This is a genomic window from Sphingomonas sp. AC522 (assembly GCF_979258125.1).
In genome coordinates this window covers 2,176,335-2,201,790 of record NZ_OZ409836.1, presented here as the reverse complement: position 1 = coordinate 2,201,790, position 25,456 = coordinate 2,176,335, and the positions used below count along the sequence as shown (strand labels likewise).

Below are 25,456 nucleotides of genomic sequence, written 5' to 3'. Positions count from 1 at the left end.
ATGCGCCTCTATCGTGCGCAATATAATTATGCATTCGCGCATAAGCGGGGCCGAGAAGCCCGGTCAATGCGGGTAAACGTTGTCAGATTTGATGGTAATCGGTGTCATTTGCGCGACGGCTGCGAAACTATGGTTTACGCCATTGGTGATGCGCCGATGCAACGCTATGACCGTTGCATGACAGCGACGATCGCGCTGGTCGACGACGACCGCAATATCCTTACTTCGGTCTCCATTGCGCTTCAGACCGAAGGCTTTCTCACCCGCGTCTATTCCGATGGCGAGAGCGCATTGAAGGCGCTGATCGAAAACCCGCCAGACCTGGCCGTGCTCGATATCAAGATGCCGAAGATGGACGGGCTCGAGCTTCTCCGCCGGCTACGCGAGAAGAGCGCGATCCCCGTGATCTTCCTCACCAGCAAAGATGACGAGCTCGACGAAGCGCTTGGCCTGGCGATGGGTGCGGACGATTATATCGCCAAGCCCTTCAGCCAGCGTCTGTTGATTGCCCGCATCCGCGCGATCCTGCGCCGCACCGAGGTTTCGCTGCCCAGCGCAGAAGGTGTCGAGGAAACGCCGCAGGAAGTGCTTGAGCGCGGCCGGCTGACCATGGACCCCGCGCGCCACCGTGTGAACTGGGCAGGCAATAATGTGACGCTAACCGTCACCGAATTCCTGATCCTGGAAACGCTGGCGCAGCGGCCGGGCATTGTGAAGACCCGTAACCAGCTCATGGATGCCGCCTATCAGGACGACATCTACGTCGACGACCGCACCATCGACAGCCACATCAAGCGTGTCCGCCGCAAATTCCGTCAGGTCGATCCGGAATTCGATGCTATCGAGACGCTATATGGCGCCGGATACCGCTTCTCAGACGAGTGACGATCATGCCCTCGGGCTGAAATGGTCGAACCGCGTCAGCCTGACGCCGCGCATCCTTGCGGTGAATATCTTCGCGCTCGCTCTGCTTGGCGGGGGCTTCTCCTATCTCGACTCCTACCGCAGCCGGATCGTCGATAATCGCGTCGAGCAGGCGGCGCGCGAGGCGCGGTTGGTAGCACAGGCACTGGCGTCTGCACGAGACCCAAAGCGCCGCGACCTGCTGGTCATCAGCCTCGCGCGGGACACCGGCACGCGGATCCGGCTCTATGACGGCAAGGGCAAGCTGCTCGTGGACAGTCGCGAACTGGGAGTGCGCAATGTCGTGCTGCGCGATCCGGACAAGGATGGCTGGGGGATGGAAGCCGCGCGCTGGCTCGATGCGGTGATCGACACCGTGGCGGGCGCCAAGCGTGCTCCGGCGTATCGCGAACGTCCGCGCGACGAGGGATTCGAATGGCCCGACGTGCGCACCGCCGAAGCGACTCACGGGTCGGCCGCAACGGTGTGGCGTGCGCCCGATCGCACACCGGTGATCACCGCCGCCGCGCCGATCACCGAACTGGGCGTGGTAATGACGACGGCCAATGCGCGCGACATCACGCAGACAGTGCGCTCCGAGCGCTATCGGCTGGGGATCGTGCTGCTTATCGTGTCGATGGCTTCGATCCTGCTCTCACTATTCCTGGCGCGGACGATCGTGCGGCCACTTCGGCTTCTTGCCCGCGCCGCCATCCGTGTGCGGCTAGGGCGTGCTCGCGAAGTGGTGGTCCCTCGCCTACCCGATCGCAGCGACGAGATCGGGCTGCTCGCCCGCGCTCTCTCCGACATGAGCCAGGCATTGCGCGCACGAATCGATGCGACCGAAAGCTTCGCCGCCGATGTGAACTCACGAAATGAAGAACCCCCTCGCCTCGCTACGCTCGGCAGTGGAGAGCCTGACGACTGTCAAGAAGCAGGAGCATCGCGACCAACTGCTGGAAATCGTCCGCGACGACGTGCACCGGCTCGACCGGCTTATCACTGATATTTCCGAAGCGTCGCGGCTCGATGCGCAACTCAGCCGCGCAACCTTCGAGCCCGTCGATATCGGCGCGATGATCCAGGCACTGCTCGATAGCCGAGAAGCACGCGGGCTGCCCGCAGGCATCCGCATTGCCTTCGACCGGGTGCCGCAGACGCCCCTCGTCGTGCTCGGCGAAGGCGGGCGGCTCGAGCGCGTCTTCGAAAACCTTATCGAGAATGCGATCTCCTTCTCCCCCGAAGGCGGATTGATCGCAATCTCGGCGCGCAGCGAAGGCAAAATGCTCACGGTCCGCGTCGAGGACGAAGGCCCCGGAGTCCCCGAAAATTCGCGCGAGAACATCTTCCGGCGTTTCCACTCCGTCCGCCCGGAGAGCGAGGCCTTCGGCCAGCATTCGGGGCTGGGCCTTGCCATCGCGCGCACGATCGTCGAGGCGCATCAGGGTAGCATTGCAGTGGAAGCCCGGGAGGATCGGTTGAGCGGAGCACGTTTTGTGGTGCGGTTGCCCAAGGCGGAGCGCGCGTAATGGCGGCAGTATCGTCCGAGACGATCCAGGCCGCGTGCGTAGCCGTGAAGGCCCGCGGCGTGCTGATCGAATGCCGCGGCGGCGAAGACCGTATCGGCCTTGCGCTCCGTATGATCGATCGCGGCGCCGTATTGGTAGCCGACGCGCAAACCGTGTGCCTGCGCCAGGGTAGTGACTTGCTGGCTAGCGCGCCGGCCGGCAGTGGTGGAAGGATCGAAGTGCGCGGGCTGGGCATTGTCGCATTGCCTCATGCGGAGCGTGTGCCCGTGGATCTGCTGATCGTCCTGCTCGATGCCGCTCCGCGCTTTCCGGAGGACAGGCGGACGCGCAGCGTCGCCGGGGTGGAAGTGCCGGTGCTTGCGCTCGCGGCGCTGGATGCGGCGGCGCCGATCAAGGCCGAGCTGTGGCTAGAGCAAAGGCGATGAGCCGCCGGCCAAAACATATCCTGCTGGTCACCGGCATGTCCGGCGCGGGCAAGTCGACGGTACTCCGTACGCTCGAGGATCTCGGCTGGGAGACTGTCGACAACCTTCCGCTCCTGCTCCTCAATCGGCTGCTCGACACGGCGCCAGCCGAGGGTACCGACGGAGACGATCGACCGATCGCGCTAGGCATCGGTAGCCAGACGCGCGGGTTCGATGCGGACAGCATCGTCGCCAGGATCAAGCGACTGCGCGAGGAACATGGCCATGACGTCGGCACGCTGTTCCTCGAATGCTCGGGCTCCGAGCTCGAGCGGCGCTATTCGGAGACGCGGCGGCGCCACCCGACTGCGCAGGACCGGCCCGCGAGCGACGGCATTGCACGCGAACGCGAATTGCTCGCGCCGCTTCGCGAATGGTCGAACCGGCTGATCGACACGACCAATCTGACCACTAACGAACTGGCGCAGCAGATCCGCTCGACATTTTCGGGCGAGGGCCTGGGCCAGACAACCGTGTCCCTCCTCTCCTTCGGCTTCGCCCGGGGCCTGCCGCGCAACGCCGATCTGGTCTTCGACATGCGTTTTCTGCGCAATCCGCATTGGGACGACAAGCTCAGGCCCGGAACCGGCAAGGACGCGGACGTCTCCAAATATATCGTCGCCGATCCCGCCTATGCCGAAGCGATGGAGCGGATCGAATCGCTGCTGCTCTTCCTCGTTCCCCGCTATCAGGCCGAGGGAAAGGCTTATGTCACCATCGCAATCGGCTGCACCGGAGGACGGCACCGCTCGGTGCATGTCGCAGAGCGGATCGCCGCCCGGTTGCACGCGGAGGGATTTTCGCCCACGGTGACTCACCGCGACCTGCAAACCGCACCGCAGGACTCGCTGGAGGGGGCGCCGCTGGTGGTATGAAGGGGCGGAGTACGCAATGATTGGTCTGGTACTCGTGACGCACGGGCAACTCGCGGAAGAGTTCGTCGTCGCGATGGAGCATGTCGTGGGCAAGCAGGAGCGGATCGAACCGATCTGCATCGGGCCCGAAGACGATATGGAGAGCCGTCGCGCCGATATCGCCGCCGCGATCGCCAAGGTCGATGAGGGCCAGGGCGTCATCGTCCTGAGCGACCTGTTTGGCGGCACGCCCTCGAATCTCGCCATTTCGCTGATGGATACGGGCAAGATCGAAGTGATCGCAGGCATCAACCTGCCGATGCTGATCCGGCTCGCAAGCGCGCGCAAAGCGATGAAAGTCACCGAAGCGGTCGCCGCGGCGCGCGATGCCGGCCGCAAATATATCACGGTCGCCTCCGAAGTGCTCGGCGAGGCCGCTGCGTGAGCCGCTGCGCGCGGTCGGTCACGATCGAGAACAAGCGCGGGCTGCATGCCCGGGCGAGCATGGCCTTTGTTACCCTGGCGACCAGCCATCCGGTGGAGCTGACGGTCGAAAAGGACGGTTCGAGCGCATCAGGTACCTCGATCCTCGATCTAATGATGCTGGGGGCCGCCCGCGGCGACACGATCACGATCAGCGCGGAGGGCGAAGGCGCCGAAACGGCCGTTCAGGCGCTGGTCGAACTGGTCGAGGCGCGGTTCGGAGAGGAGTGAGCTGCTGACGAAGGGCTCGATAGAGGACGTCCTGCACGGATACGCCGCCTCTGCCGATGCGGATCTCATCGCCAGATACGATTCGCTTTCACCCGAGCAGATATACGCGCGTGTCATCGATCTCTTCCCGCCACCCGGCGGCCGCGTAGCCGATATCGGCGCCGGCACGGGCCGCGATGCGGCATGGTTCGCCGACAAGGGATACCAGGTGCTGGCCGTCGAGCCGGTCCGCGAGTTCCGTGAAGCCGGGCAAAAGCTGCACTTTTCCGACGCCATCGAGTGGCTCGACGATCGCCTGCCCAATCTAGCTACGATGCAAGCACGCATGCCGTTCGATCTGGTGATGCTGTGCGCGGTCTGGCACCATCTCGACGATGCGGACAGGGCGCGGGCCATGCCTGCTCTCGCGGCGGCGACGGCAGCGGGCGGATCGCTGATCCTGTCGCTGCGGCATCACCCCGGACCGCCGGACCAGCAGTCGTTTCCTGCGCCTCCGGAGGCGACGATCGAGTTAGCAGGCGCGTGCGGCTTCCGCCTGATCCGCCAGTGCGAAGCCGACGCAGTCTCCGAGGAAAGCCGCGCATTGGGCGTGCGCTGGACTTGGCTGGCGTTCGAAAAGACCTAGGCGTGTCTGTCTTGCTGTCCGCCGCTGCAGCCCTCCGGGCCGCCAAGCCAACCACACGCCCTGCCAGCCTTTTGCGCCTCGCCCGATATGGGCTAGAGACCCCGCATGCCCCGCGAAATAACTGCCTTTTCCAATCCGCTCATCAAGCGCGTGCGCAATCTCCGCGACAAGAAGCATCGCCGCGAGGAAGGGCTGTTCCTTGCCGAAGGGCTGCGCATCCTGACCGAGGCGCGCGAAGCCGGGCGGCTGCCGCAATATCTTTTCTACACCAAGGAAAGCGCAGACCATCCGCTGGTCCTCGCATTGGTGGAGGCGGTGGAGAACACGACCGGCTGGGCGATTGAAACCAATGCCGACATCCTCTCCAAGCTTTCGGGCAAGGACAATCCGGGAGCGGTAGTCGGCGTCTATGCCGAATTCGAAGCGAAGCTCGAAGATCTCGACCGTAATGCCGCGCCGATCTGGCTGGTCGCCGAGCGGCTGCGCGATCCGGGCAATCTCGGGACGATCCTGCGCACTGCGGATGCCATTGGCGCGGGTGGGCTGATCCTGGTCGACGAGTGCGTCGATCCCTTCTCGGTCGAGGCAGTGCGCGCTAGCATGGGTGCGTTGTTTACGGTGCCGGTGGCGCGCGCGCCTTGGGCGGAGTTCGCGACCTGGCTGCGCAAGGGCCCGGGGCAGTTGATCGGGCTGAGCCTCGATACCGATCTCGATTACCAAGCCGCGCGCTATGAGGCCCCGACCTTCCTACTGACGGGCAACGAGGCGCAGGGCATGCCCGTTTTCATGGCCGCGGCATGCGACATTACGGTCAAGATCCCCATGCTAGGCAAAGCCGATTCGCTCAACGCTGCGGTCGCGACCGCGGTGATGGCATATGAAGTGCTGAACCAGCGGCGGCGCTGAGCAGGCTGCCGCTTTCTCGTCGCGGCTCCGTTTCCTGAAGGTCGGATTCTCTGAACGGCAGCGAAACGAAGCGGCCAGAATGCGTTCAGCGCGCATGGCCCAGTCAAGCCGTGAGGAGACACGAAATGAAGACGCTGATTGCCGCCGCCCTGGTCGCATTGCCTGCCCTGCCCGCCGCGGCGCAGACTGTTGGCGATCCCTATGTCGCGCGCGGCACCGAACCGTTTTGGTCGCTGACCATCGATGGGCGGACGATGCGCTTCGAGGCGCCGGGCCGCGCACCGGTATCGGTTGCCGCGCCGAGGCCGATCCATGGCTTTGCCGGCGAGATCTGGCAGAGCCGCCGCATCAACGTGAACACCGTGCACAAGCAGTGCAGCGATGGGATGAGCGACCGAAGCTATCCGGATACGGTGACCGTCACCGTCGATGGCCGCCGCTTTGAGGGATGCGGCGGCGACGCTACGAACCCCGCCCCCGCCGCTTCGCTGCTCGAAGGCAATTGGCGGATCGAGACAGTCGGCGGGCGCCGCATATTCCCCGGCACCTCTCCGACGATCAGCTTCCGCGGCAATCGCGTGAGCGGCAATGCCGGCTGCAATCGCTTCAGCGGCGGCTATGTCTTCGCCCGCGGGCGGCTGAACGCGGGTCCGCTCGCCAGCACCAAGATGGCTTGCGGCAACCCGGTGGCGAATCAGCAGGAGACGCAAATCCTGCGCGCGCTGTCCGAGCGGCTGACCGTGTCGAGCAATCGGGGCGGCAAGCTGGTGCTGACCGATCGCCGCGGCCCGGCCCTCGTCCTAACACGCAGCGGACGGCGGTGAGCCAGGAGAAGAGCAAGCTCAACTGGGCTTGCTCTTCGCCTTCTGCTCGCGAATGTATTGCAGTTCGTTGAGGATTTTCGCGTCGCCGGGCGCGACGGTCAGCGCCTGTTTCATGTACTTCTCGGCGGAATCCATTCGACCGAGCTCGATCTCATTATAGCCGAGGCCGAACCACGCACGGCGAAGCGCCAGATTGCGCGTTTCCTGGTCCGTAATCCTCTGCGCCGCTTCGGCAGCAGCGGTATAAGAGGCGTTGGACTCGTTCCAGTGCTTGAGGGTCTGGTGGACATAGCCGAGCTCGGTATGGAACTGGGAATTATTCGGCATCAGCCGCGTCGCGCGCGTCAGCGGAACGAGCGCTTCGTCGAGGCGTCCGAGCTCGACCAAGGCATAGCCCTTGGCCCACAACCCGTAGCACCAAGTATCATTGAGCGCGACAGCGTCCCTTTTGTCCACGGCGCTGCCCAGTAGGCCGGTCAGGACATTGGTCATGTCCGATGCGCAGAAAACGCGCGGGCCGGTGGAGGGATAGGCCTTGTCGAATTCGGCGAGAATTGGATCCAGCATGGCGATCGCGCCGGCCGGATTGCCGCCTTTCATGATCTGGATCGCCTCGGAGACCTTGGCGTCGCGCGGATCGGGCTTTGCGGCTTCGGCCGCGGGCTTATTCTGCGCCTGCGCCGGAAGCGCGAGCGCCATGCCGAACATCAAAGCAATCGCATACCGCATTCGCATCCCCCCGACTCAAGCGACAAGCGTATCAGCTATTCCGCTGCCTTTTCAATCGCCTCCACTGGCGCCGCGACTGCCATGATCTTGGTGAGCGGGCGAATTGCAGTCTCGACCATCGGAAGCGGCTCGATTTCCTTGGTCCCGCTTGACACTTCGAGCGCTTCGAAGCGCTTGGCTTGGGTCATGACCTGGCTTTCCAGGCTGCCGACCATGGCATTGTACGCGCTGCTCGCGCCTTCCAAATTGCGGCCCATCCGAGCGATATGGCTGCCCATGGTGGCGAGGCGCGCGTGCAGATCCTTGCCGAGGCGAGCGATTTCGGCGGCCTCGACCGCCAGCTTTTCCTGGCGCCATACGCTGGCGACGGTGCGGGCGATCGCGACGAGGTTGGTCGGCGTCGCGAGGAGTACGCGCCGCTCGAACGCCCATTCCCACAGGCGATCGTCCTGCTCGAGCGCAGCGGTGAGGAAATGCTCGCCGGGGATGTAAAGGATCACATAGTCCGCCGCATCGCCGAACTGCGCCCAATAGCTTTTGGAGCCAAGCTGCTCGGCATGGCGGCGGATCGCAGCGGCGTGCGCCTGAAGATGGGCCGAGCGTGTGGTATCGTCATGCGCTTCGCTGGCATCGAGAAAGGCGTTGAGCGAGCATTTCGCGTCCACGATGAGCTTGCGCCCGCCCGGCAGGCGCACGATCACATCTGGCCGAAGCCGCCCATCCTCGGTGGTGACTGAAACTTCGGTAGCGAAATCGGCATGCTGCGAAAGCCCGGCCTGTTCGAGAACGTTCTTCAGGCTCTGCTCGCCCCAGCGGCCGCGCGCCTTGGGGCTGGCGCGCAGGGCATTGACGAGCTTGGCGGTCTCGTCACGGACTTGGGTGTGGCCGGCATGAAGCAATTGCACCGCCTCACGCAGCGCCTGATAACTGCCCACCCGCTCCTTCTCGACATTGGTAAGCCCCTCCTCGTAGCGCTTGAGCGTCTCCTGGACAGGCGTGAGCAGCGCCTTCAATTTGGCTTCGTTGCTCTCACCCGCCTGCGCGAAACGCTGGTCGGCACGTTCGAGGAAATTCTTCTGGGTTTCGCCCAGGATACGCCCGGCCAGTTCGGCAAAGCGCGATTCAAGGCCCGTCGTCTCGGCCTTGAGGGTGGCGAGTTCGATTTGCGCGCGGCCAAGCTCGGCGACCGCAGTCTTGTACTCGGCTTCACGGGCATCTCGCTCGGTACGCATCTGCGCCGCGGGGCGGCCGCCGAAGAACAGCCCGATCGTGAAGGCAGTGACGACCGCCGCGGCGATCATTGCGAGCACGAGCAAATCCAAAATCAGCCTCCAATGTTCTCAATGTTCGCAGTGACTCGCGCGCATGCTCACGGGGAGCGCACACGCGCGAAGGCGCGATCATCCGGAACATATACCGAACGAAGCCTGTAGGACAGCGGAATTTGACGATTAGGCCGCGGTCTTGCGAGCCTTGGCGAGCTTCTTGAGGATCATGTCACGCTTGAGGCGCGAGAGGTGATCGATGAAGACCACGCCCTGGAGATGGTCCATTTCGTGCTGGATGCAGGTAGCGAGCAGGCCTTCGAAGATCTCATCATGCGCCGCGCCCTTCTCGTCGAGCCACTTCACGCGGCAGCGCGCCGGGCGCTCGACATCGGCGAACTGCTCGGGGACCGACAAGCAGCCCTCGGTATAGATCGACTGTTCGTCGGCAGGATCGAGGATTTCGGGATTGATGAAGACCCGCGGCTCGCGGATCGGCTTGCCTTCCTCGTCCTCCTGCTCCTGCAGGTCCATCACAACGATGCGCTTGGGCACGCCAACCTGAATTGCGGCGAGGCCGATGCCGGGCGCGTCGTACATTGTATCGAACATGTCGTCGATCAGCGCGCGAGTCTCGTCGGTGACGGTCTCCACGGGCGTGGAGATCAGACGCAGACGCGGATCGGGGACTTCAAGGATAGGTAGGACGGCCATGAGGGGGATTTAGTGCGTGGGCGCGCTGCTCGCAAGATTGGTTCTAGGCAACCGGCCGCCGGGCCCGCAGCGCTTGGGCCAGCGTGCCTTCGTCAAGATAATCGAGCTCACCGCCCACAGGGAGCCCGTGGGCGAGTTGGGTGATGCGGACGGGATAGGATTCGAGGCGTTCGGCGACGTAGTGAGCGGTGGTCTGGCCCTCCAGGGTCGCGTTCATCGCGAGGACGACTTCGTCGATGCCGCCTTCGGAGACGCGCCGCACCAGGCTGTCTATGCGAAGATCCTCGGGACGGATGCCTTCGAGCGCCGATAGCCGCCCGCCGAGGACGTGGAACTTGCCCGGAAATAGCCGCGAGCGATCGAGCGCCCAAAGGTCGGCGACTTCCTCGACGACGCAGAGCGAGCGCGCCTCGCGTCGGGGGTCCGCGCAGATCGAGCAGGGGCTGGCCGTGTCGACATTGCCGCAGATCGCGCAGGTGCTGAGCTTCTGGCTGACCGCGCCCAGCGCGGCGAGCAGCGGATCGAGTGCGGTTTCGCGCTTCTTGAGCAGATGCAACACCGCCCGGCGCGCCGAGCGCGGCCCCAGGCCGGGCAGCCGCGACAAGGCCTGGGTCAATGCTTCGATCTCGTGGGAGGCCATTCGCACGACATAGGGGCTTGCGCACGCCTCTGCCAAGCGCTTGGAGAAGCCCATGCGGATAGTCTTCATGGGAACGCCCGAATTTGCCGTGCCGGTGCTCGATGCGCTGGTCGAGGCCGGGCATGATGTGGTGGCGGCATATAGCCAGCCGCCGCGGCGCGGGAATCGCGGCAAGACCGAGCCGTCGCCGGTGCAGGCCCGGGCCGAGGCGCTGGGGATTGCGGTCCGCACGCCGGTGACTCTGCGCGACGCCGAGGCACAGGCCGAATTCGCGGCGCTGGAGGCGGATGTGGCGGTGGTCGCCGCTTACGGCCTGATCCTGCCAAGGCCGGTGCTGGAAGCGCCAAGGCTGGGCTGCCTCAATGTGCATGGCTCGCTGCTGCCGCGCTGGCGGGGCGCGGCGCCGATCCAGCGTGCGATCCTCGCCGGGGACGCCGAGACCGGGGTCGGCATCATGCAGATGGAGGCTGGGCTCGATACCGGGCCGGTGCTGCTCGAAGGGCGCACGCCGATCGATCGCAAGACGATGGGCCAGCTTACCACCGAATTGAGCCGCATGGGCGCCAGGCTGATGGTCCAGGTGCTGGCCGATCCCGATTCCTATTGGCCGGTACCGCAGCCTGAGGAGGGCGTTACCTACGCGTCCAAGATCGCAAAGGAAGAAACGCGGCTGCGCTTCCGGCTCGCTGCGGCGGATGTCGATCGGCAAGTGCGCGCGTTTCACCCCGCTGCCTATTTCGAATCTGCCGGCGAGCGGGTCCGCGTTTTGGAAGTGGAGATAGAGGCGGGAACAGGTGCGCCGGGGATAGTATTGGACGAGCGCCTGACCATCGCCTGCATGGAAGGGGCAATCCGCCCCACTCTCGTCCAGCGCGCGGGACGTGGCGTCATGACGGCGGAAGAGCTGCTGCGTGGCTTCGCGATCCCTGCAGGAACCCAGCTTTGACGCGCTTCGCGCTGACGGTGGAATATGACGGGCGGCCCTTCATGGGCTGGCAGCGGCAGGATCATGGGCCGAGCGTCCAGCAAGCAATCGAGGAAGCCGCGTTCACCATCACTGGCGAGCGGGTGGCAGTGCATGCCGCGGGGCGCACCGATGCAGGGGTGCACGCCCAAGGAATGCGCGCGCATCTCGATGTGGCGCGGGCGATTGAGCCGTTTCGGCTGATGGAGGCGCTAAATGCGCGGCTGAGGCCGCATCCTGTGGCGATTCTCGATTGCGTCGAGGTGACCCAGGATTGGCATGCGCGCTTTTCCTGCCTGGCGCGCCATTACGAATATCGCATCGTCCAGCGCCGCGCGCCGCTGACCTGGGAGAAGGGACTGGCGTGGCGGATCGCCAACCCGCTCGATGCGCATGCGATGGCCGAAGGTGCGGCGCGGTTGGTCGGGCGGCATGATTTCACGACCTTCCGCTCGGCACATTGCCAGGCCGATAGCCCTTTGCGGACGCTCGACCGCCTCGATGTGGTGCGCGAGGGAGACCGGATCTGTGTATTCGCCTCTGCGCGGTCGTTCCTGCATCATCAGGTCCGCTCGATGGTCGGATGCCTGGCACTGGTCGGTCAGGGAAAATGGACGCCCGAGGACATGACCGCAGCGCTGGAGGCGCGTGACCGGACCGCGCTGGGGCTCAATGCACCTTCTGATGGGCTGTTTTTCCTGCGGGCGGATTACCCTAGCGTCTGAACTTCGCGGCCAGCTCGACATGGGTCGACCAGCGGAACTGGCCGACGGGTTGGATCCAGTCGAGGCTGTATCCCGCCTGCGATAGGATCTCGGCATCGCGCGCGAAGGTGCTGGGATTGCAGGAAACATACGCGATCAGCGGCACGCGCGAGGCAGCCAGTTCGGCGATTTGCTCCTTGGCGCCCGCGCGAGGCGGATCCAGCACTATTGCACTGAAATTGTTGAGATCGGCGCTGGAGACGGGGCGGCGGAACAAGTCGCGGTGATCGGCGAACACCGCCCTCCCCGCCTGCCCCGCCGCGGCCTTGAGCGCCATGATCGGATCGCGCGCCGCCTCCGCGGCATAGACCTTGGCCTTGGGGAACGCGAAGGTGAAAGTACCCAGCCCGGCGAACAGATCGGCGATCGTCGTCGCGCCCGCCACGGCCTCCTGGACCGAGGCTATCAGCGCCGCCTCGCCCTCGGCAGTCGCCTGAAGGAAATTGCCGGCCGGAAACGGCACGGGAACGCCGGCAAGCGTGATCGTGACGGGCTCGGGCTCCCAGCGCGCGGTCGCCCCAAAGCCCTCATCGATCGAGAGGCGCGCGAGCTTGTGACGGCCGGAAAAAGCCGTCAGCGCTTCGGCGGCTGCCAGCCCCTCGGCTTCGAGCCCGTCGATCAGCACGTCGCGGCCTTGATCGGTCTGGACGAGGTGGACGTTGATCCTCCGCGAGCCCGGCATCAGCGCCGCGAGCAATCCACGCAGCGGTGGGACTAGCGCGAACAGTTCGGGCGCGAGAATGTGGCATTCGTCCAAATCGATGAGGTGGTGGCTCTTCTCCTGCGTGAAGCCCAGGCGGACCTGGCGGCCCCGGCGCTCGGCGTGAAGCGTCGCCCGGCGTCGGGTGCGCGGCGGCGAGAGCAGGGGCGCGCGGATCTCGGTTTCGAGGCCGTGCGCGGCCAGCCCACCAGCCACGCGCTCGACGATGAAGGCGCTCCAAGCGGCCTCATCGAGGTGCTGGAGCTGGCAGCCGCCGCATTCGGGAAAGTGCTTGCAGGGCGGGACTTGATGATGCGGGCCCGGCATGATGACGCCATCTGCGCCTACGGTATCGCCGGGCGCGGCAAGCGCGAAATGGCGGCCATCTGCGGTGACACCGTCACCGCGCGCTGCAACGCGGACGATGGTATCGTCATTCACAGACATTCTGAAATAGCCCCTGCAACATACTCTATCAGCGTATCGGCGATGAAGGCCGGACCGGCAAGTTGCGCCGCCCGCGCGTGGAGCCACGCCGCCGCTTGGCCAGCATCCTTGTTACCCCCGGCCACCTGAGCGCCTAACAGTCCTGCCAAAACGTCGCCCGTGCCCGCGGTCGAAAGCCAGGGCGAGCTTCCGGCCAACAGCCGTAGATCGCCGCGGGGCGAGGCAATGACCGTATCGGCGCCCTTGTGGATGACGGTGGCGCGCGCTTCGGCGGCAGCGGCGAGGGTGCGGTCGATCTTGCTCCCCTCGCCTTCGAACATGCGCTCGAACTCGGCGTTGTGCGGTGTCAGCCAGGCAGGAGCGGTTCGGCGCTGAAGCCAGGCGGCGGCGGACTTGCCGAGCAGGCTGAGCGCGTCGCCGTCGAGCACCAGCGGGCGCTGCGAGCCGAGCGCAGCCTTGAGCATCGCCTCGGCGCGGCGATCGCGGCCCAGACCGGGCCCGATCACGACTGCGCCGATGCGCTCATCGCGGAGCAGATCGGCAAGATCGTCGCCGCTGTTGATGGTGCGGTGGACCAGCGCGTCGGGATCCGTGCCTGCCTCGGGTGCTGCGAGCACGACATAACCCGCCCCGCCCGCCATGGCTGCACGCGCCGCGAGCCGGGCAGCGCCGGGCATCGCGCCTTCGACCACGACGATCATCCCGCGGCTATATTTATGGTCCTGAGCGCCGGGCGCCTTGAGGGCGGGACGCGAAACGGTGCGCCATTGCGTCGTGACGGGCACGCCAATGTCGGCGAGGAGAATGTGCCCGCTGCACTCCCGCCCGCGGCCAAGCACGTGGCCCGGCTTGAGCGCCCCGAGCGCGACGGTGGCGCTCATCGGGCGCGCGCCAAGGTCTTCGCCAGTGTCGGTCTCGATGCCCGAGGGCAAATCGATCGCCAGGCTGAATTCGGCGGCTGTGACGAGCTCGGCGAATACTGCTGCCACGCCGCGCTCGAGCGGGCGCGTGAGGCCAATGCCGAACAAGCCATCGACCAGCATCGGGCGAGGCCGCGCTTCGTAGAGCGAGGAAACCGGCCCGTCCCAGGCATCGAGCATAGCCTTGGCCGCGCCGGTCTGAGGCTGGCCGCAGGCGGCAATCGTGACGTCATGGCCCCGCGCTTTCAGGAGGCGCGCCGCGGCATAAGCGTCGCCGCCATTGTTGCCCGGGCCAGCAAGGACGAGGATCGGCCGGCCAAGCGCAAACCGCGCGGCTTCGCGAGCGACTGCTGCCCCAGCCCGCTCCATGACCTCAAGCTGAGGAGCGAAACGGAACGCCTCTTCCTCGGCGGCGCGCATCTGCGCTGCATTCACGACCGGGGCGTTGGCGGGAATCACTCCGCCGGCTTGGGCTGACGCACCGTCGCGGGCAAGCGATAGCGTGCGCCGCCAATGGCGACTTCGATCAGATTGGGCGCGAGGGTTGTGACCTGGGTCTGCTCCGCTCCGTCGGCCGCGACCACGCCGCGCCCGTCGCGCGTGACCAGCAAGCGCCGAAAGCCACCGTCGGGATGGCGCAGCGTGAGAAACAGCCCGTCCTGCGACTGGATCATGTCGATCGCACACGAAAAGGCGAAACGCTCTTGGCCCGGCGGGGCGCATTCGATCATGCCGTCGGCCTTTTTGACCGCCTCCTTATGCGATTCTTGCTTGGCCTCGGCGATCTTGTCCCGGACCTTTACTTCACATCCCGTGAGAAGAATCAGCGTCAAGATACTGCTAGATATCCGCGTATACATGACGTTCGGCACTGGCTCCCGGGTGTGTGACGGCGCCCTTATAGGCGGGCCCCACCGTACGGGAATAGCGCCAGAGCGCGCCCGACTGATAATCGTTGATCCGCGGCTGCCAGGCGGCGCGGCGCGCGGCGAGCACTTCCTCTGACACGTCCAGATCGATCGTGCCGCCCTCGGCATCGATGCGGATCGTGTCGCCATCTTCGATCAGGGCAATCGGCCCGCCCTCGGCGGCTTCGGGACCGACATGCCCGATGCAGAAGCCGCGGGTGGCGCCCGAAAAGCGGCCGTCGGTGATCAATGCGACCTTTTCGCCCATGCCAAGCCCGTATAGCGCGGCAGTGGTCGAAAGCATTTCCCGCATGCCGGGGCCGCCCCTGGGGCCTTCGTAACGGATGACCACGACTTCACCCTCGAGGATCTCGCGCTTCTCGACTGCCTGGAAGCAGTCCTCCTCGCAATCGAAGACGCGGGCGGGACCGGTGAATTGAAGCCGGTGCATGCCCGCGACTTTCACGATCGCACCCTCAGGAGCGAGGCTGCCACGCAGGCCGACGACGCCGCCGGTGGGCGTAATCGGCGTCTTGACGTCGTAAATGACCTTCTGGTCGGGGTTCCAGGTGACTTGGTCGATATTCTCGCCCAGCGTCTTGCTGGTAACAGTCATGCAATTGCCGTCTAGAAAGCCCCCGGCGAGCATGGTCTTCATCAGCATATAGACCCCGCCGGCCTCATGCATGTCCTTGGCAACATACTTCCCGCCAGGCTTGAGGTCGGCGATGTAAGGTGTTGATTTGAAAGCCTCTGCTACGTCGTGGAGATCGAATTCGATTCCGGCCTCGCTCGCCATTGCAGGCAGATGAAGCGCGGCGTTGGTCGAGCCCCCGGTCGCCGCGACGACGCGCGCCGCGTTGATAAAGGCTTCGCGCGTGCAAATGTCGCGCGGGCGCAGGTTGAGCGCGATCAGCTCCATCACCTGCGCGCCGGCTGCGATCGCGATTTGCTCGCGCGAATGATAGGGGGCGGGCACCATGTTGCTGTTGGGCAGCGACAACCCGATCGCCTCACCGACACAAGCCATGGTGTTGGCCGTGAACTGCCCCCCGCAGGCACCGTGGCCGGGACAGGCGACCTTTTCGAGCGCAGTGAGGTCCGCGACCGGGCAGGTTCCGGCTGCATAGCGGCCCACCGCTTCGAACACATCGACTACGGTGACGTCGCGATTTTCGTAGCGGCCGGGAAGGATCGAGCCGCCATAGACGAAGATGCTCGGCACGTTGAGGCGGAGCATCGCCATCATCATGCCGGGGAGTGACTTGTCGCAGCCGGCAAAGCCGACCAGCGCATCGTAGCAATGGCCGCGGACGCTGAGCTCGACCGAATTGGCGATGACTTCGCGGCTGACCAGCGAAGATTTCATCCCCTGATGGCCCATCGCGATGCCATCGGTCACCGTAATGGTGTTGAAGCGGCGCGGCATGCCCCCGCCTTGCTCTACTCCCTTGCGCGCCGCGTCGGCCTGGAAATCGAGCGTGGTATTGCACGGGGCACTGTCATTCCCCGCCGAGGCGAGCGCGACGAATGGGCGCGCGATCTCCTCTTCGGACAGCCCCATTGCGTAATAATAGCTGCGGTGCGGCGCGCGCTCGGGGCCGACGGAGACGTGGCGGCTGGGGAGCCTGGATTTTTCGAATCGATTGGTCATGGCGCGCAAGGCTATGTCGCGGGAGGCTCATTTCGCGCAAGACTATTGCGCAAAGAATTTGTCAGGTCGGCCAAAGGTCGCGTCCATCGCTCGACGCCATCCGCATCCCGGATCAGATCATTGCGCACTTCGATTGCCAGCGAAGGGATCCCCTGCGCTTCGGCATGGCGGTTGAGTGTCGCATTGAGCAGGCGCCCCGAATAGGGCTCGTTGTCGCCCGTCACAAACCCGCACGATCGGAGAAACTCGACCGCAGGATGCGCCGCGCGGGCATCGCGATTATAGAGCACGCCGACCTCCCAAGGGCGATCGCTGCCGCCATGCTCCAGCCGGGGCGTGAAGCTGTGGATCGAGAGGATCAGCCGGGGGCGCTGGGCACGGATCTGCTCGCGGAGGATGCGATGGTAGGGCGCGTGGAAGCGGGCGATGCGCGCGGCGCGATCCACCGTCTCGTTGCCAGGGATCAGGTGGCCATCGCTGCGATGCGGGATCAGCCCGACATGATCGGGCTCGCGGTGCAAATCGATCACAAGACGCGAGACGGTTGCGAGGATCGCGGGGGCGTCGAGTGCGGCGGCAAGGCTGCGCGTGAGATCGCCGGCGCCGATATCGACTGCGATGTGCAGGTCGAGCAGCTCGGGCGCGATGCTGAGATCTATGTCTTCGGGAACAGCGTTGGACGCATGGTCGCACAGGAGGAAGACGTCGCGAGCTTCGCCATGGATGATCTCCGTCATTTGTATTCCGGCCTGCGGCGCTCGCGAAACGCCCGATAGCCCTCGGCGAATTCGGGCCCACCGAATGCGGCGTCGAAGGCCGCGTCCAGCGCTGGATCGGCGGGATCTCCCACCGTCCGCTTGAGCAACTGCATCGCTTGCGGAGCGTTGGCGGCGATGCGATCGGCGAAAGCACGGGCGAGTGGCGCAGGATTTTCCCAGCGTAGCTCCACCAGCCCCATCGCCAGCGCGTCTGCCGCGTCGACGATCTCGCCGGTGAACAGCATCCGCGCGGCATTGCCCTTACCGACCTGTGCGATCAGGCGAGCGACATCCTCACGCGGATAGCCGATGCCGAGCTTGGCGGGCGTCGAGGCAAACTGGGCCCCGTCCCCCGCCACGCGCAGGTCGCACGCGAGCGCCAGCGCGATGGCGGCGCCGAAGCAGCCGCCGTCGATCACTGCGATCACCGGCATCGGGAGCGCGGCGATGGCCTCGATCCCGGCGCGCATCGCTTCACGGAAGCGCGTCGCGTCCTCGGTAGTGGCGAAGGTGGCGAACTCACCGATATCGGCGCCTGCGGAAAAGACCACCGGCACATCGGATTTGAGCAGCACGCAGCGGGCATCACTGGCAGCGATCTCGCGTGCCGCACCGGCGAGTGCGTGCCACCCGGAGGTTGGCAGCGCGTTGCGCGCCTCGGGGCGGGAAAGCGTGATGGTGGCGATGAAGCCGTCGCGATCGACCTGGATCATGGCCAGGTCAGTAGAGGCTTGGAGCAAGCACGCCAAGCGGGCGGGGATGGCGCCTGCCGAAGCAAGGGCCACCGGCGGACGTCCCGCTTGGCGTCTGATCCGCTGCCGACTGCTTGCATGCGCAGGTTACAAGATCGCGTATGCGAGACTGGTTAATGCGATTGGGTTCGTGCTGTCAGGTAAGGCGGGTCGGCTGCACCCACCAATCCGCACGCATCGCCACAGCTGCGGCCTGGCAGGCTTCTTCGCTATCGAACAACGCAAAGCATGTGGCGCCCGAACCCGACATGCGGGCAAGCCGGACGCCGGGCTGGCTCTCCAGCTGCGTCAACACGTCGCGGATCACGGGGGCGATCTCCGTCGCCGGAGGTTGCAGATCGTTGCGCCCAGCCAACGGATCAGAGCCGAGCGGCCCGCGATCGACGCCGTCCCAGCGGCGAAACACGTCGGCGGTGGAGACCGCAACCCTGGGGTTTACCAGCAACACCGGCGTGCCGGGCAGACCGGGCACCGGTTCGAGTTGCTCGCCCCTGCCCCGCCCGATCGCAGTCCGGCCGAGCAGGCAAGCGGGGACGTCTGACCCGAGCGAAGCAGCGCAGTGCTGAAGCACATCGTTATCGAACGGAATGTTGTGGAAGCGGGCCAGCGCGCGCAAGGTCGCCGCGGCATCGGCAGAGCCACCTCCGATGCCAGATGCGATCGGCAGGCGCTTGTCTAGCGTGATTGCATAGCCTTTGTGGGTTTGGAACGAGGCCTGAAACGCCCTCACGGCGCTTGTCACAAGGTTGGCATGCCCTTCGAGAGCGACCGCAAACGGACCGGTGCTGATAAGACTGGTGGTCTCGGCACGTTCGAGGCGAATTTCGTCGCCGAACTCGACGAACGCGAACAGCGTTTCGAGTTCGTGATACCCGTCCTTCCGCCGTGCGCGGACGTGCAGGGCCAGGTTGAGCTTGGCGGGTGCGGGCTCAACGATCATTCGTTCGATGCTCACAGGCCGTTAGCGATCTTGCCCTGGATACGGAGCACGGCGTCGCTATCGGCATAGATTGCCGCCGCACTCCAGGCATAACGCGCTTCGTAACGCCGCCCGACCTTCCAAAAGGCATCGCCGAGATGTTCGTTGGTGACTGCGCCGCCCGGATCCCCCTGCGCCGCCTTTTCGAGCAGCGGCAGCGCGCGCATGACGTCGCCGCGCGTAAAATATGCCCAGGCCAGCGATGCGGACACACCGGGATCATCGGGATCGAGCTTGCTGGCGCGCTCCAGCAGTGCCTGCGCCTCGGGCAGCTTCTCGCCGCGCACGACTTGCGCATAGCCGAGATATTCGAGTGCCGAGGCCTGGTTCGGCCCCAGCGCCACGGCGCGCTCGAGCGCAGGCAGTGCTTCGCCCCATCGCCCCGCCTGATCGAGCGCCGAGCCCTGCAGGAAATGCAGCTCCCAGCCCGCATCGCTACCCGCGCGATCGAGCGCGGTGCCATAGGCATTGGCGGCCGCGGCATATTGCGTTGTGGCGGCAAGGACATCGCCATAGGTGCGCGCATCGGCCACCGTCGCGTCGCGATCCTCGGCGAGCGCGCGGGCGAGCGGGATCGCCTCCTGGGTCCGCCCGGCACGTTGTAGCGCCGCGATCCGCCCCGCTTGCGCGCCGCGGCGATAGGGGCTGTCGGGCGCGATCCTGGCGAGTTCGTCCAGCGCCAGCGCATGCGAGCCACTGCCGGACAATGCCTCGGCCAGATATAGCCGCGCGCGATCGTCGGCGGGATCGAGAAGCAGCGCCGCTCGGGTCAGAGCGATCGAAAGCGGATGGATTTCCTGCGCGGCGATGTCCTGCGCCACTTCGAGGAACAGCCGCGACGCGCCGAAGGCAGCGCTGGGCCTGCCTCCCTTGTCCAGCCGCTTGCGCAACAGCGCATAATCTGGGCGATCGTCGCCGATCAGGTTGAGCGCAAGCTTGCGCTGGCCCAAGCCGGCCAAAAGGCTGGCGGCATCGATGCGGAGATCGTCAAATTCCTCGCCGCCCTCGGTGAGCAGCGCGGACAGCGAGACAACGGCGTCGCCACCACGCCCCGCCGCGATCATCAGCAGCGGGCGGTGATGCATTGCGTAGCGCCCGGCCAGCGCATCGCCGCGTGCCTTTTCGAGCATGGCGATCGGGTTTTCGCCGCGATCGGCGGCAAGCCAGGCGCGAAGCACAGGGGCGAGGAAGTTGAGCGGCCCTTTGTCGATGCGGGCAAGTGCTGCGTCGCTGCCGGTACGGTCACTGGCCTGGAGCGCCATGGCAAAAGCAAGCAAATCGGTGTCGGGCGGTGCGCTGCCCGCGCGCACCATCACCGCCGCGGCGCGACTAGCGAGGTTGTAATCCCCTGCAGACAGCGCCTGGCGATAGGCGCGCATCGCCAGCACCTGATCCTCGGGCTCGGCCTTGAGCGCCGTCGCATAGCCAGCTGCCGCAAGGCGCGCGAGTCCCGCCGCGTCGGCCGCGCGAGCCTGGACATAGGCTGACGAACCCGTCGCGGAAGATACTGCCTGTGCGGAGGCCGGCGCCGCGAGCAGCAGCGTCAGCAGGACGCTACATGTTCGGGTAATTGGGCCCGCCGCCACCTTCGGGAACCACCCAGTTGATGTTCTGGGTCGGGTCTTTGATGTCGCAGGTCTTGCAGTGCACGCAATTCTGCGCGTTGATCTGGAACCGCAGATCATCGCCTTCCCCCACCACTTCATACACGCCTGCCGGACAGTAACGCTGCGCCGGCTCGGCGTACACCGGAAGATTGTAACCGATGGGAATATCGGGATCTTTCAGCGTGAGATGGACCGGCTGGTCCTCCTCGTGATTGGTGTTCGAGATGAACACCGAGGAAAGGCGATCGAAGGTCAGCACGCCATCGGGCTTGGGATATTCGATCACCCGCGCCTCGCTGGCATGGACCAGGCTCTCATGGTCCGGATGATGCTTCATCGTGAAGGGCCAGCGCAGCCCTGCCAACTCCATCCACATCGCCACGCCTGAGAGCACCGTGCCCCAGGTGTCGCCGAACTTCTTGACCAGCGGAACGACGTTGCGGACGCCGCGAAGCTCCTTTTCGACCCAACTGGTCTTGTAGGCCTGGGGATAGGCGGCAAGCTCGTCCGAACTACGTCCTGCCTGCACGGCCGCGAAGGCAGCCTCGGCCGCCATCATGCCGCTCTTCATCGACGTATGCGTGCCCTTGATCCGCGGCACGTTGAGGAAACCGGCGCTGTCGCCGATCAGCGCCGCGCCGGGCATCACCAGCTTAGGCACCGACTGCCAGCCGCCGTCGCTGATCGCGCGGGCGCCATAGCTGACGCGCTTGGCGCCCTCCAAGATCTCGGCGATGGCGGGATGGGTCTTCCAACGCTGCATTTCGTGGAAGGGCGAGAGATAGGGGTTGGTATAATTGAGCCAGACCACGAAGCCCAAGGCGACCTGCCCATCCGCTTGGTGATAAAGGAAGCCGCCGCCATTGGCCTCGCCTTCCTTGAGCGGCCATCCCTGGGTGTGGATCACCTTGCCGGGAACATGCTTCTTGGGATCCACATCCCAGAGCTCCTTGATGCCGATGCCGTAAACCTGCGGGTCGGCGTCGGTGCAGAGCTCGAACTGTCGCTGGAGCTGCTTGGACAAATGCCCGCGCACGCCCTCGCCGAACAGCGTGTACTTGGCGTGGAGCTCCAGCCCCGGGGCGTAGTCCGGCTTGTGCGTCCCGTCGCGCGCGACGCCCATGTCGCCGGTCGCGACGCCCTTCACGCTGCCGTCTTCATTGTAGAGGATTTCGGCCGCGGCGAAGCCGGGGAAAATCTCGACGCCCAGTTCCTCGGCCTTCCCCGCCAGCCAGCGGCAGAGATTGCCAAGCGAGCCGGTGTACGTGCCCTTATTGTGAAGGAAGGGCGGCGTCATGATCTCGGGGAAGCTCGATTTGCCCTTCTCGCTGAGGATCCAGTGGTGGTTCTCGGTCACCGGGGTCTGCGCCAGCGGGCAGCCGTCGTCGCGCCAGTTGGGCAGCAATTCGTCGAGTCCTTTAGGATCGATCACTGCGCCCGAAAGGATGTGCGCGCCGACCTCCGAGCCCTTCTCCAGGATGCAGACCGAGAGTTCGGAACCCGCCTCGGCAGCGAGTTGCTTGAGGCGGATCGCGGCCGAAAGCCCCGCAGGCCCCGCGCCGACGATCACCACGTCGTAAGGCATCGACTCGCGCTCGCTCATCACCCAATCCTCATGCAATCCGGTTTCGGGACGCCGCTCGCGCTTGTCGTCGCGCGGTGGCAACGTCCTGTCCCCCCGTCGATGAAGGCAGATTGACCGCGGCGTCAACAGGGTTTGAAAGGTGAATATGGGGGCTGAACACGCGCACGATTGGCAGCAGGGGCTTGCGAGCGCACTCGAATGGTGGCGCGACGCCGGCATAGAGACGCTTGTCGACGACGAGCCGCGCGACTGGCTGGCGCGCGTCGTTCCTGCCGCCGAGGCCAAGGCACAAGAGGCTGCCGTAGCGGCGGCTGTCGAGATATTGCCGACCACGCTCGCCGATTTCGTCGAGTGGCGGCTCGGGCCGGCGGCGCCCGAGGCCGGGTGGCATACGCCGTTGATTGCCCCAAGCGGCCCGGCGAATGCGAAACTGGTGATTTTCAGCGACATGCCGTGCTCGGACGATACCGAGTCGCTGATGAGCGGCGCAACCGGGCGATTGTTCGATCGGATGCTGGCGGCGATCGGGCTGGATCGCGAGTCGGTCTATCTCGCGTCGCTGGCCATGGCGCGGCCACTCACCGGGCGCGTGCCCCCCGAGCAGCAGGCGCGGATCGTCCAGCTGGCGCGGCATCATTTGACGCTACTGCGCCCCGAGCGACTGCTGCTGTTCGGCAAGGCCGCCGAGCAGTTGATCGACCGAGCGGATGGTTCGGGCGATGTTAACCTTTTCGGATGCACTACGCGGGTGGCGACGACGTACCACCCCCGCTTCCTGCTGGAGCGGCCCGCCGCCAAAAGCGAAGCCTGGAAGCATTTACTGCTGTTGACCCGAGGCCAGTGACCATGCGTAACCTCCTCCTAGCCGCCACCGCGCTGATCGCGACGCCGATGCTCGCCCATGCCGACGATCGCCCACTCACGAGCGACAAGAAGCCCGCCGCTGCCCGCGATGGCGATGGCATTCCCGATCAGCTCGATGCCTCGCAGCGCGCCGGCTATCGCACCGTCTTCGCCTCGATCCGCCAGGAGAAGTGGCAGGACGCGCAGCTCCAGCTCGATTCGATGAAGCCGGGCCCCTTGCACGCGATTGCGCGCGCTGAGCTCTATACCGCCAAGAACTCGCCCAAGGTCGAACTGCCGCCGCTGATGACGTTGCTTGCCGAGGCCCCCGAGCTTCCGCACGCCGAGCAGCTTTCGCGAATGGCGAAGACACGCGGCGCAATCGACACACCTTCGCTCCCGCAGGCGCAACGCCTCGTCTGGTATGACGGCGCGCCCGTTCGCCAGCGCGCACGAACCGTGAGCAGCGACAATGCCGCGACCGAGATCGCACTGGCGATCCAGCCTTATGTGAAGGCCGATGACGGCCCGAATGCGGAGGCGCTCGTCGATCGGCTGGGGATGAATCTGACCCCGGATTCGGCGACCGAATGGCAGCAGAAGGTCGCGTGGATCTATTATGTTTCGGGCGACGACAACAATGCGCGCCGCGTCGCCGCGCGCGCGCAGCAGGGATCGGGCGATTGGGCCGCGCAGGCCGATTGGGTCGCCGGGCTCAGCGCCTGGCGCCAGCAGGATTGCGAGAGCGCGACACAGGCATTCGACCGCGTTTCGACTCGCGCCAACGACACCGAATTGCGCTCGGCCGGGCTCTATTGGGGATCGCGGGCGGAGATGGCCTGCGGCCGTCCTGATCGCGTCTCGCCCAAGCTCAAGGCCGCTTCGCAATATGGCGAGACCTTTTACGGGCTGCTCGCCAGGCAGGCGCTTGCGATCGAGGACAAGCCGGTGCGCGGCGAGAAGTTCGTCGCGGACGATTGGAAGATGCTCGAGCGCCGGCCCAATGTCCGCGTTGCCGCGGCGCTGACCGAGATCGGCGAGAACCGGCTGGCCGACGAAGTGATCCGCTATCAGGCGAAACTGAGCGCCAACGCGCCCGAACATGCCGCACTTACCCGCCTTGCCGGGCGCCTAAGCCTCCCCGCCACCCAGCTCTGGCTTTCGCACAACGGCCCCTCGGGCGCTACCGTCCAGGTCGCCGCGCGCTATCCCGCGCCGAACTGGTCGCCCGATGGCGGCTGGCGCGTCGACAAGGCATTGGTCTTTGCCCACACGCTGCAGGAATCGCGCTTCAATTCTGAAATTCGCAGCGCCGCAGGCGCGATGGGCCTCATGCAGGTCAAGACCGGCGCCGCCACCGATGTCGGCCGGCGCAAGGGCGTGACCTATGCCGCTTCCGACCTGACCAAGCCTTCGGTCAACATGGAGATCGGCCAGTCCTATCTCGAGCAGTTGCGCGACACGCCCTTTACCGGCGGGCTGCTGCCCAAGGTCATCGCGGCATATAATGCCGGGCCCACGCCGGTGACCCTGTGGAACTCGATGAGCAAGGATGGCGGCGACCCGCTGCTCTATATCGAGAGCATCCCCTATTGGGAGACGCGCGGTTACGTGATGACCGTGCTGCGCAATTATTGGATGTACGAGAATCAGGAGGGCCGGAAGTCGGCCAGCCGCGAGGCGCTGACTCAGGGGCTGTGGCCTAAGTTCCCCGGCATGCCGGGCGCGACTTCGGTGAAGCTCAGTGGCCGCACGCTTTCGTCGCGGGGCGACCTTGGCAATCGATGAAAGCGTGGCGTTCCGCCCGGTGCGGATCGCAGTGCTCACCGTTTCCGACACGCGGACCTTGGCCGATGATCGTTCGGGCGACCGGCTGATCGAGCGACTGACCTCCGCGGGCCACGAACTGGCCGACCGCGCCATCGTCCGCGACGATCCCGAGGCGATCGTCAGCAAGCTCCATGCCTGGATCGACGATACCGGCGTCGACGTGATCCTCACCACTGGCGGCACCGGCGTCACCGGCCGCGACATCACCCCCGAAGCGCTGGCGCGTGTCTGGGACAAGGAAATCCCGGGCTTTGGCGAGCTGTTCCGCTGGTTGAGCTATCAAACCATCGGCACTTCGACGATCCAGTCGCGGGCTACCGCGGGGGTCGCCCGCGGCACCTATATCTTTGCGCTGCCGGGCTCGACCGGGGCGGTCACCGACGCTTGGGACGGCATTCTCGCCACCCAGCTCGACATCCGCCACAAGCCCTGCAACTTCGTGGAACTGATGTCGCGGCTGATGGAGTAGCCGCACTTGCCCCTCCTGCAAGGGAGGGGCTGGGGGTGGGTCGCGTCCAGGTAATACGGCCGATTTCGGCATAGCTGCGCAGTATCGCGAGCACTCCACCCACCCCTGA

At 65.6% G+C, this 25,456-nt stretch carries 26 protein-coding genes and 1 pseudogene; 14 read left to right on the top strand and 13 right to left on the bottom strand.

Annotated features, from left to right (window positions below):
- The first annotated feature begins 177 nt into the window (after window positions 1-177).
- From ACZZZM_RS10910 to ACZZZM_RS10870, 9 genes and pseudogenes are all read left to right on the top strand, one after another.
- Window positions 178-885, top strand: coding sequence for a response regulator (locus ACZZZM_RS10910; RefSeq protein ID WP_463595120.1), 708 nt, complete (start codon window positions 178-180; stop codon window positions 883-885).
- Window positions 854-2,432 (top strand): annotated as a pseudogene (locus tag ACZZZM_RS10905) (sensor histidine kinase). The gene ACZZZM_RS10910 and the pseudogene ACZZZM_RS10905 overlap by 32 nt, the downstream one beginning before the upstream one ends.
- Window positions 2,432-2,857: an HPr kinase/phosphorylase gene (locus ACZZZM_RS10900; protein ID WP_463595119.1), complete on the top strand. Its 426-nt coding sequence runs from the start codon at window positions 2,432-2,434 to the stop codon at window positions 2,855-2,857. Before ACZZZM_RS10905 ends, ACZZZM_RS10900 begins: the two are co-directional and overlap by 1 nt.
- Window positions 2,854-3,771 carry an RNase adapter RapZ gene (gene rapZ / locus ACZZZM_RS10895; protein ID WP_463595118.1) on the top strand — a complete coding sequence of 306 codons (918 nt, stop codon included), beginning with the start codon at window positions 2,854-2,856 and terminating at the stop codon, window positions 3,769-3,771. Before ACZZZM_RS10900 ends, rapZ begins: the two co-directional genes overlap by 4 nt.
- 16 nt (window positions 3,772-3,787) lie before the next feature.
- Entirely contained in the window at window positions 3,788-4,195 is a 408-nt protein-coding gene (locus ACZZZM_RS10890) for a PTS sugar transporter subunit IIA (protein WP_463595117.1), read from the top strand.
- The gene (locus ACZZZM_RS10885; RefSeq protein ID WP_463595116.1) at window positions 4,192-4,464 is read left to right on the top strand and encodes an HPr family phosphocarrier protein; all 273 of its coding nucleotides are present in this window, start codon (window positions 4,192-4,194) and stop codon (window positions 4,462-4,464) included. The genes ACZZZM_RS10890 and ACZZZM_RS10885 overlap by 4 nt, the downstream gene beginning before the upstream one ends.
- A gap of 1 nt (window position 4,465) precedes the next feature.
- Complete coding sequence (locus ACZZZM_RS10880) at window positions 4,466-5,089, top strand: class I SAM-dependent methyltransferase (protein WP_463596431.1); 624 nt, start codon at window positions 4,466-4,468, stop codon at window positions 5,087-5,089.
- Window positions 5,090-5,194: 105 nt separating this feature from the next.
- Window positions 5,195-5,995: a TrmH family RNA methyltransferase gene (locus ACZZZM_RS10875; RefSeq protein ID WP_463595115.1), complete on the top strand. Its 801-nt coding sequence runs from the start codon at window positions 5,195-5,197 to the stop codon at window positions 5,993-5,995.
- Window positions 5,996-6,120: 125 nt separating this feature from the next.
- Window positions 6,121-6,819 carry an META domain-containing protein gene (locus tag ACZZZM_RS10870; RefSeq protein WP_463595114.1) on the top strand — a complete coding sequence of 233 codons (699 nt, stop codon included), beginning with the start codon at window positions 6,121-6,123 and terminating at the stop codon, window positions 6,817-6,819.
- Window positions 6,820-6,837: 18 nt separating this feature from the next.
- On the opposite strand, the gene ACZZZM_RS10865 is transcribed toward ACZZZM_RS10870, so the two are convergent.
- From ACZZZM_RS10865 to recR, 4 genes are all read right to left on the bottom strand, one after another.
- Window positions 6,838-7,548 (bottom strand): tetratricopeptide repeat protein, encoded by a 711-nt coding sequence (locus ACZZZM_RS10865; RefSeq protein WP_463595113.1) that lies wholly within the window; start codon window positions 7,546-7,548, stop codon window positions 6,838-6,840.
- A 35-nt stretch (window positions 7,549-7,583) separates the two neighbouring features.
- Complete coding sequence (locus ACZZZM_RS10860; protein WP_463595112.1) at window positions 7,584-8,870, bottom strand: DNA recombination protein RmuC; 1,287 nt, start codon at window positions 8,868-8,870, stop codon at window positions 7,584-7,586.
- Between the two features lie 129 nt (window positions 8,871-8,999).
- On the bottom strand, window positions 9,000-9,527 hold the full coding sequence (def, locus tag ACZZZM_RS10855) for a peptide deformylase (RefSeq protein WP_463595111.1): 528 nt from the start codon (window positions 9,525-9,527) through the stop codon (window positions 9,000-9,002).
- A gap of 43 nt (window positions 9,528-9,570) precedes the next feature.
- Entirely contained in the window at window positions 9,571-10,167 is a 597-nt protein-coding gene (gene recR / locus ACZZZM_RS10850; RefSeq protein ID WP_463596429.1) for a recombination mediator RecR, read from the bottom strand.
- 52 nt (window positions 10,168-10,219) lie between these two features.
- Between recR and fmt the strand changes: the two genes are divergently transcribed.
- Complete coding sequence (gene fmt, locus ACZZZM_RS10845; protein WP_463595110.1) at window positions 10,220-11,113, top strand: methionyl-tRNA formyltransferase; 894 nt, start codon at window positions 10,220-10,222, stop codon at window positions 11,111-11,113.
- The gene (truA, locus tag ACZZZM_RS10840; protein WP_463595109.1) at window positions 11,110-11,856 is read left to right on the top strand and encodes a tRNA pseudouridine(38-40) synthase TruA; all 747 of its coding nucleotides are present in this window, start codon (window positions 11,110-11,112) and stop codon (window positions 11,854-11,856) included. Before fmt ends, truA begins: the two co-directional genes overlap by 4 nt.
- Here truA and ACZZZM_RS10835 read toward each other — a convergent pair.
- The 9 genes from ACZZZM_RS10835 to ACZZZM_RS10795 all read right to left on the bottom strand — a co-directional run bounded on the left by ACZZZM_RS10835 (window position 11,846) and on the right by ACZZZM_RS10795 (window position 22,223).
- Complete coding sequence (locus ACZZZM_RS10835) at window positions 11,846-13,042, bottom strand: class I SAM-dependent RNA methyltransferase (RefSeq protein ID WP_463595108.1); 1,197 nt, start codon at window positions 13,040-13,042, stop codon at window positions 11,846-11,848. The genes truA and ACZZZM_RS10835 overlap by 11 nt on opposite strands.
- Window positions 13,033-14,421, bottom strand: coding sequence for an NAD(P)H-hydrate dehydratase (locus ACZZZM_RS10830; RefSeq protein WP_463595107.1), 1,389 nt, complete (start codon window positions 14,419-14,421; stop codon window positions 13,033-13,035). Before ACZZZM_RS10830 ends, ACZZZM_RS10835 begins: the two co-directional genes overlap by 10 nt.
- Window positions 14,418-14,795, bottom strand: coding sequence for a hypothetical protein (locus tag ACZZZM_RS10825; protein WP_463595106.1), 378 nt, complete (start codon window positions 14,793-14,795; stop codon window positions 14,418-14,420). The genes ACZZZM_RS10830 and ACZZZM_RS10825 overlap by 4 nt, the downstream gene beginning before the upstream one ends.
- 7 nt (window positions 14,796-14,802) lie before the next feature.
- Window positions 14,803-16,524, bottom strand: coding sequence for a dihydroxy-acid dehydratase (gene ilvD, locus ACZZZM_RS10820; protein WP_463595105.1), 1,722 nt, complete (start codon window positions 16,522-16,524; stop codon window positions 14,803-14,805).
- 11 nt (window positions 16,525-16,535) lie between these two features.
- Window positions 16,536-17,267: an N-formylglutamate amidohydrolase gene (locus tag ACZZZM_RS10815; RefSeq protein ID WP_463596428.1), complete on the bottom strand. Its 732-nt coding sequence runs from the start codon at window positions 17,265-17,267 to the stop codon at window positions 16,536-16,538.
- Window positions 17,258-17,995: an enoyl-CoA hydratase/isomerase family protein gene (locus tag ACZZZM_RS10810; RefSeq protein ID WP_463595104.1), complete on the bottom strand. Its 738-nt coding sequence runs from the start codon at window positions 17,993-17,995 to the stop codon at window positions 17,258-17,260. Before ACZZZM_RS10810 ends, ACZZZM_RS10815 begins: the two co-directional genes overlap by 10 nt.
- A 175-nt stretch (window positions 17,996-18,170) precedes the next feature.
- Window positions 18,171-18,974, bottom strand: coding sequence for a 4-(cytidine 5'-diphospho)-2-C-methyl-D-erythritol kinase (locus ACZZZM_RS10805; protein WP_463596427.1), 804 nt, complete (start codon window positions 18,972-18,974; stop codon window positions 18,171-18,173).
- Between the two features lie 11 nt (window positions 18,975-18,985).
- Window positions 18,986-20,599 carry a tetratricopeptide repeat protein gene (locus tag ACZZZM_RS10800; RefSeq protein WP_463595103.1) on the bottom strand — a complete coding sequence of 538 codons (1,614 nt, stop codon included), beginning with the start codon at window positions 20,597-20,599 and terminating at the stop codon, window positions 18,986-18,988.
- The gene (locus ACZZZM_RS10795; RefSeq protein WP_463595102.1) at window positions 20,568-22,223 is read right to left on the bottom strand and encodes an electron transfer flavoprotein-ubiquinone oxidoreductase; all 1,656 of its coding nucleotides are present in this window, start codon (window positions 22,221-22,223) and stop codon (window positions 20,568-20,570) included. Before ACZZZM_RS10795 ends, ACZZZM_RS10800 begins: the two co-directional genes overlap by 32 nt.
- A 127-nt stretch (window positions 22,224-22,350) precedes the next feature.
- Here ACZZZM_RS10795 and ACZZZM_RS10790 point away from each other — a divergent pair, with 127 nt between their 5' ends.
- From ACZZZM_RS10790 to moaB, 3 genes are read left to right on the top strand one after another with little or no spacing between them, the layout of a single operon-like run.
- Window positions 22,351-23,049, top strand: coding sequence for a uracil-DNA glycosylase family protein (locus tag ACZZZM_RS10790; RefSeq protein WP_463595101.1), 699 nt, complete (start codon window positions 22,351-22,353; stop codon window positions 23,047-23,049).
- A 2-nt stretch (window positions 23,050-23,051) separates the two neighbouring features.
- Window positions 23,052-24,836 carry a lytic transglycosylase domain-containing protein gene (locus tag ACZZZM_RS10785; protein WP_463595100.1) on the top strand — a complete coding sequence of 595 codons (1,785 nt, stop codon included), beginning with the start codon at window positions 23,052-23,054 and terminating at the stop codon, window positions 24,834-24,836.
- Window positions 24,823-25,347 (top strand): molybdenum cofactor biosynthesis protein B, encoded by a 525-nt coding sequence (gene moaB, locus ACZZZM_RS10780; protein ID WP_463595099.1) that lies wholly within the window; start codon window positions 24,823-24,825, stop codon window positions 25,345-25,347. The genes ACZZZM_RS10785 and moaB overlap by 14 nt, the downstream gene beginning before the upstream one ends.
- Window positions 25,348-25,456 lie beyond the last annotated feature (109 nt).

Bases quoted from the DNA above. Each gene is read 5' to 3' on its own strand.
- ACZZZM_RS10910 (WP_463595120.1), top strand. From the start codon at position 178: ATGACAGCGACGATCGCGCTGGTCGACGACGACCGCAATATCCTTACT.
- ACZZZM_RS10900 (WP_463595119.1), top strand. From the start codon at position 2,432: ATGGCGGCAGTATCGTCCGAGACGATCCAGGCCGCGTGCGTAGCCGTG.
- rapZ (WP_463595118.1), top strand. From the start codon at position 2,854: ATGAGCCGCCGGCCAAAACATATCCTGCTGGTCACCGGCATGTCCGGC.
- ACZZZM_RS10890 (WP_463595117.1), top strand. From the start codon at position 3,788: ATGATTGGTCTGGTACTCGTGACGCACGGGCAACTCGCGGAAGAGTTC.
- ACZZZM_RS10875 (WP_463595115.1), top strand. From the start codon at position 5,195: ATGCCCCGCGAAATAACTGCCTTTTCCAATCCGCTCATCAAGCGCGTG.
- ACZZZM_RS10870 (WP_463595114.1), top strand. From the start codon at position 6,121: ATGAAGACGCTGATTGCCGCCGCCCTGGTCGCATTGCCTGCCCTGCCC.
- ACZZZM_RS10865 (WP_463595113.1), bottom strand. From the start codon at position 7,548: ATGCGGTATGCGATTGCTTTGATGTTCGGCATGGCGCTCGCGCTTCCG.
- def (WP_463595111.1), bottom strand. From the start codon at position 9,527: ATGGCCGTCCTACCTATCCTTGAAGTCCCCGATCCGCGTCTGCGTCTG.
- recR (WP_463596429.1), bottom strand. From the start codon at position 10,167: ATGGCCTCCCACGAGATCGAAGCATTGACCCAGGCCTTGTCGCGGCTG.
- fmt (WP_463595110.1), top strand. From the start codon at position 10,220: ATGCGGATAGTCTTCATGGGAACGCCCGAATTTGCCGTGCCGGTGCTC.
- ACZZZM_RS10835 (WP_463595108.1), bottom strand. From the start codon at position 13,042: ATGTCTGTGAATGACGATACCATCGTCCGCGTTGCAGCGCGCGGTGAC.
- ilvD (WP_463595105.1), bottom strand. From the start codon at position 16,524: ATGACCAATCGATTCGAAAAATCCAGGCTCCCCAGCCGCCACGTCTCC.
- ACZZZM_RS10810 (WP_463595104.1), bottom strand. From the start codon at position 17,995: ATGATCCAGGTCGATCGCGACGGCTTCATCGCCACCATCACGCTTTCC.
- ACZZZM_RS10805 (WP_463596427.1), bottom strand. From the start codon at position 18,974: ATGATCGTTGAGCCCGCACCCGCCAAGCTCAACCTGGCCCTGCACGTC.
- ACZZZM_RS10795 (WP_463595102.1), bottom strand. From the start codon at position 22,223: ATGAGCGAGCGCGAGTCGATGCCTTACGACGTGGTGATCGTCGGCGCG.
- ACZZZM_RS10790 (WP_463595101.1), top strand. From the start codon at position 22,351: ATGGGGGCTGAACACGCGCACGATTGGCAGCAGGGGCTTGCGAGCGCA.
- ACZZZM_RS10785 (WP_463595100.1), top strand. From the start codon at position 23,052: ATGCGTAACCTCCTCCTAGCCGCCACCGCGCTGATCGCGACGCCGATG.